Source organism: Phenylobacterium sp. (assembly GCF_037138395.1).
In the GTDB taxonomy this organism is placed as follows: Bacteria; Pseudomonadota; Alphaproteobacteria; order Caulobacterales; family Caulobacteraceae; genus Phenylobacterium.
Map to the genome: position 1 here is coordinate 1 of NZ_JBAXIM010000184.1, position 4443 is coordinate 4443.

Here is a 4443-nt window from a genome sequence, read left to right on the forward strand (position 1 = left end):
CCCCGGGGCATGGCAGACCAGCAGCAGGACCCCCCGCGCCGGCGGCTCTTCCAGGGTCTTCAGGAGGGCGTTGGCGGCGTTGCGGTTCAGGTCGTCGGCAGCGTCGACAATCGCCACCCGGTAGGGCGAGGCGGCGGGGGACATGGAGAAGAAGGTGTTCAGGCGGCGGACCTCATCCACGAGGATCTCGCGACGGACCTTGCCGTCGGAGTCGGTCCGGTCCAGCAGCATGAAGTCGGGATGGGCCCCCTGGGACACCAGCCGCGAGACCGGGTCCTGTGGCCCTGCGCCCAGCCGTCCCCGGTCCGGGTCCGGCCTAGCACCCAGCAGGCTTCGGGCGATGCGGAAGGCCAGGGTCGCCTTGCCCAGGCCCTCCGGACCCGAGATCAGCCAGGCGTGATGCAGGCGCCCCCGCGACTGGGCGGATTCAAACTCAGCCTCGGCGGCGTCCTGCCCGAGGAGGTCGAAGACATCCCGAGGATGCAGCGGCGCCTCGCTCATGCCCCGCCGCCTCCCAGGTCCGGGCCAAGCCCCAGGACCGGTCCGGCGGCAGCGAGGACCCGGGCCTCGACGGCGTCGGGATCGCCGCTGGCGTCGACAATCCGGCAGCGGTCCGGCTCGGCGGCGGCGATGGCCAGGAAGCCGGCGCGCAGGCGGCGGTGGAAGTCCAGGCCCTTGGATTCAAAGCGCGCCTCGGCGTCCGGGCGGCCCAGGGCGCGGGCCAGGCCCAGCTCGGGATCGAGGTCGAAGACCAGGGTCAGGACCGGTCGAACATCCTGCAGGATAAAGTGCTCAAGGGCCGCGATGAGGCCCGGATCTGCGCCCCCGGCCGCCCCCTGGTAGGCCCGGGTGGAGTCGGCATAGCGGTCGCAAAGCACCACGGCCCCCCTTTGCAGCGCGGGCTGCAGGGTGCGCTCGATATGGTCCCGGCGGGAGGCGTACATCAGCAGGGTCTCGGTGACCGGGCTCCAGCGGTCAGCCGACCCGTTCAGGACCAGGTTACGGATGGCCTCGGCACCCGGCGAGCCCCCGGGCTCCCGGGTCACGACAACCTCCCGGCCAGCGGCCTGCAGGCGCGCGGCCAGGCGTCGGACCTGGGTGGACTTGCCCACGCCTTCGCCGCCTTCAAAGGTGATGAAGAGACCGCCGCTCATGGGGCCTGAATGACCCCTCAGGCGCGTCGCGTCCAGCCCCCAGGGGGCAGGTCAGGCCCCCTCGCCCCGCTCATACCGCCGCAGAGCGTCGCGATCTGCGGAGAACCGCCGCGCCGCCACGTAGAAGGCGGGAACGGCGATCAGCGAGGCGGCGGTCATGACCAGCATCATGTCGGTGATCGGCCGGTCGCGGCCCGCCTTGGCGAAGGCGTCGACCATAAAGCCGCCGATGGTGGTCGAGACCCCCAGGCCCAGAACGTTGACACCCAGGATGAACAGGGCGACCGCCGAGGCCCGGACCTTGGCGGGTGCCAGCTCCTGGATGGTCGAATAGGCGCCGCCGTACATGGCCGCCAGCTGGAAGATGCCCGAGCCGATGCCCAGCCAGAAGATCAGGCCGTCATGGTCGGTCAGCCGGTAGAGAAACTGTAGGGGGGTCATGGCGATCAGGATGACAACGATCAGCATGGAGCGGCCCTGGCCGGTCTTCTTCAGCCACCAGTCGCCCAGGACACCGCCGATGATGTTTCCGGCCACGCCGACGGTGGCATACATCAGGGCGACCTTCAGGAAGAGCGGCCCGGTCTCAAGCTTCAGCTCCTCCTTCCACCAGATGGTGTCGAACTGGGCCGCGCCCACGGCCAGGTGCACGCCGATGCCGCCGAGGATGGTCAGGAGCAGGGCGGGCGAGCGCTTCAGCGCCGCCATCAGTTCGGGCAGGAGGCCCAGCATGCCCTTCACAGCCTTCAGCGCCCCCTCCCCAGCCTGCGGCGAAGGTGGCCGCGTCTCGCGCAGGGTGGACAGGCAAAGCGCCAGGATGAGGCCTGTGGCCCCGATCAGCAGGAAGCAGTTGCGCCAGCCGATGACGGGTCCGAGGGAGGCCGCCACAAGGTAGGCCAGCCCCGAGCCGAGGGGCACGCCCGCATAATACAGGCCCGAGGCAAAGCCCAGCTGGCGGGAGGGGAACCGGTCGGCGATCATGGACAGGGCGGTGGGCGTCAAGGTGGACTCCCCCACCCCGATCAGGACCCGCGGCACGGCCAGGGAGGCGAAGCCCTTGGCCAGGCCCGAGGCGGCGGTCAGCAGGCTCCAGAGTCCCACGCCGAAGGCAGCGAACCGGGGCCGGTGCACGGCGTCCGCCATCAGGCCCATGAAGGGGCTGAGGATCCCGTAGAGAAGGGTGAACATGATGCCTGTGAGCAGGCCGAACTGGCCGTTCGACAGGCCGAGGTCCTTCTTGATCTCCGGGCCAAAGGTCGGCAGCAGCTGGCGGTCCAGGATGTTCAGGACGTTCAGCACCATCATGAAGACCAGGAAGGCGTAGGCACCTCGGGTCGCCGTTTCCACGCCACTGCCGGCCGCGCCGCCAGCCTCTGCGCCAGGTCCCATGCCGTCTCCTCCCCGGAGCCAGTTCTGTTAATGGCACAGTGGACGGCTCAGGGCCGAAGTGTCCAGCGCTCATCGCGCCCCGCTGGCGGGCTGCAAAGCCCCCTGCTATAGCCGCCCCTCCGGAAGGGTGGCCGAGTGGTTTAAGGCAGCGGTCTTGAAAACCGCCGTGGGTGAAAGCTCACCGTGGGTTCGAATCCCACCCCTTCCGCCACTCAATCTCTGGGGTGGTGTCTCGGTTTCCCTGTTTTCGCCTGGGCGCACTGGGCCTGTCTGTATCCACGGCAAACCCCGGCAGGTCGCGCGGTATTCAGGCTCCTGTAGCGACCGGGGCGGCGGCAACCTGCTCTGCCCAGGGCAGGTCGGCAATTGCCGCCAGGTCCTTGAGCGACACCGCCAATGGGCACCCCTGCGGCAGCCGTTTTTCAAGACCAGCTGGGGCCCGCCCGGCCAGCTTGATCATCCGGCCATCCACCACGGTCTGGACCGCATGACCACGAAGTCTGAGGGCCTCGACGACGAAGGCCGCCGTCTCAGCTTCATCCTCGATCCGTAGCAGGCCCATCGCGTTTTTTCTCGTGGGTCTGTCCCCGCGGATAGCGATAGGCGAGAACGAGCGCGGGGAGGAGCAACAGGCTCATTAGGGTCGAGGTGATCAATCCGCCGAGGATGACCGCGGCCATCGGACCCTGCACCTCGCGTCCGGATTGACCGGCCTCGAGCGCGAGCGGCGCCAGGCCCAGCCCGGTGACCAGGGCGGTCATCAGGATCGGCGTCACCCGTTCCTGGGTTGCGCGCAGCACCGTCGCCAGTCCCCAGGGCTGGCCCTCATCGCTCACCAGGTGATCGACGTGGGAGATCAGGAGAATCGCGTTGCGGGCAGAGATTCCGAACAGCGTGACGAAACCCACCAGAGCGCCCAGCGACAGCACCCCGCCGGTTAATGCCACCGCGGCGACGCCGCCTGCCAGCGCGAACGGGGTTCCCGCCAGGATCAATCCAGCAGGACGGCCCCCTCCGAAAGCCAACACCAGAAGGGCGAGGATGCCGATCGATGCGGCCGCGACATTGACAAGGATCTGGCGAGCCGCAGCGGCCTGACCCTGGGCGACACCGGTATATTCGAGGAACACACCCGGCGGGAGTGAAACGGTGCTTGCGATCTTGGCGCGGGCGTCGCGCACGAAACCGGAGACGTCCGCCCCCGTGGGATTGGCGGTGACCACCTGCCGACGTTGACCGCCGTCGTGATTGATGACGGTGCGCCCCTCGCCCAAGCGAATGGTGGCGATGTCCGACAGCGGTGTCGTGGCACCATCCGCCGAGCGCACGAGCAGGGCCCCGACGCCTTCTGGATCACGTTGCATCTCAGGCGGCAGGGAGATGGCCACGTCGGTTATGCGATCGGCGTCGGTGACCTGCGCCACGGTGCGGCCCTGGAAGGCCATTTCGATGGCGTCATAGGCATCGGTAGGGGCGACACCGCGAAGCGCCATGCGGTCTGAGTTCAGGGCGATCTTCACGGTCGGAGCGCCGGGCTGGGCCTTCACCTGTACGTCGGCGGCGCCGGGGACCGACTGCAGGGCGCGCGCCACATCGGCAGCGACCCGATCCAGAATGTCGAGGTCGGGTCCGTAGACATTGATCGCAACCTTCGCCGTCTCCCCCGACAGGGATTCGCTGATGCGGTCTCCGAGGAAGGTCAGGGCCTCGCTCTGGATGCCGGGATATTGCGCCAGAACCTCTCGGATGCGGCCCAGAACCCGGTCCTCGCCGGCCCCGCTCACCGGGCGTAACTCGACATGGAATTCGCTGCGATGCGGGGGAAAGGTGTCCTCCCCCGCCTCGGCGCGCCCGATCTGCTGCTCGACCGTCGCGACCTCGGGTATCGCCAACAGATCCT

The 4443-nt window shown here is 68.7% G+C and carries 4 protein-coding genes, 1 tRNA gene and 1 pseudogene; 1 reads left to right on the forward strand and 5 read right to left on the reverse strand.

The genetic code is table 11. From position 1 onward, the window contains the following. The 3 genes and pseudogenes from WCJ52_RS11775 to WCJ52_RS11785 all read right to left on the reverse strand — a co-directional run. Positions 1–501 (reverse strand): annotated as a pseudogene (locus WCJ52_RS11775) (DNA polymerase III subunit delta'); the annotation flags it as partial. Continuing rightward, positions 498–1154: a dTMP kinase gene (gene tmk / locus WCJ52_RS11780; protein WP_336903501.1), complete on the reverse strand. Its 657-nt coding sequence runs from the start codon at positions 1152–1154 to the stop codon at positions 498–500. The gene tmk and the pseudogene WCJ52_RS11775, both read right to left, overlap by 4 nt. Before the next feature lie 51 nt (positions 1155–1205). Next, entirely contained in the window at positions 1206–2543 is a 1338-nt protein-coding gene (locus tag WCJ52_RS11785; RefSeq protein ID WP_336903502.1) for an MFS transporter, read from the reverse strand. 121 nt (positions 2544–2664) lie between these two features. Between WCJ52_RS11785 and WCJ52_RS11790 the strand changes: the two genes are divergently transcribed. Then, positions 2665–2754: transfer RNA gene (locus tag WCJ52_RS11790), tRNA-Ser, on the forward strand. A gap of 96 nt (positions 2755–2850) precedes the next feature. Here WCJ52_RS11790 and WCJ52_RS11795 read toward each other — a convergent pair. Together WCJ52_RS11795 and WCJ52_RS11800 are read right to left on the reverse strand one after the other, a co-directional pair. Further along, positions 2851–3105, reverse strand: coding sequence for a hypothetical protein (locus WCJ52_RS11795; RefSeq protein WP_336903503.1), 255 nt, complete (start codon positions 3103–3105; stop codon positions 2851–2853). Further along, the coding region (locus WCJ52_RS11800; RefSeq protein WP_336903504.1) for an efflux RND transporter permease subunit at positions 3080–4443 on the reverse strand (1364 nt) is incomplete at its 5' end. The genes WCJ52_RS11800 and WCJ52_RS11795, both read right to left, overlap by 26 nt.

What these genes read in the sequence shown, in the direction of transcription:
- WCJ52_RS11785 (WP_336903502.1), bottom strand. Translation starts at nt 2,543, where the DNA reads ATGGGACCTGGCGCAGAGGCTGGCGGCGCGGCCGGCAGTGGCGTGGAA.
- WCJ52_RS11795 (WP_336903503.1), bottom strand. Translation starts at nt 3,105, where the DNA reads ATGGGCCTGCTACGGATCGAGGATGAAGCTGAGACGGCGGCCTTCGTC.
- tmk (WP_336903501.1), bottom strand. Translation starts at nt 1,154, where the DNA reads ATGAGCGGCGGTCTCTTCATCACCTTTGAAGGCGGCGAAGGCGTGGGC.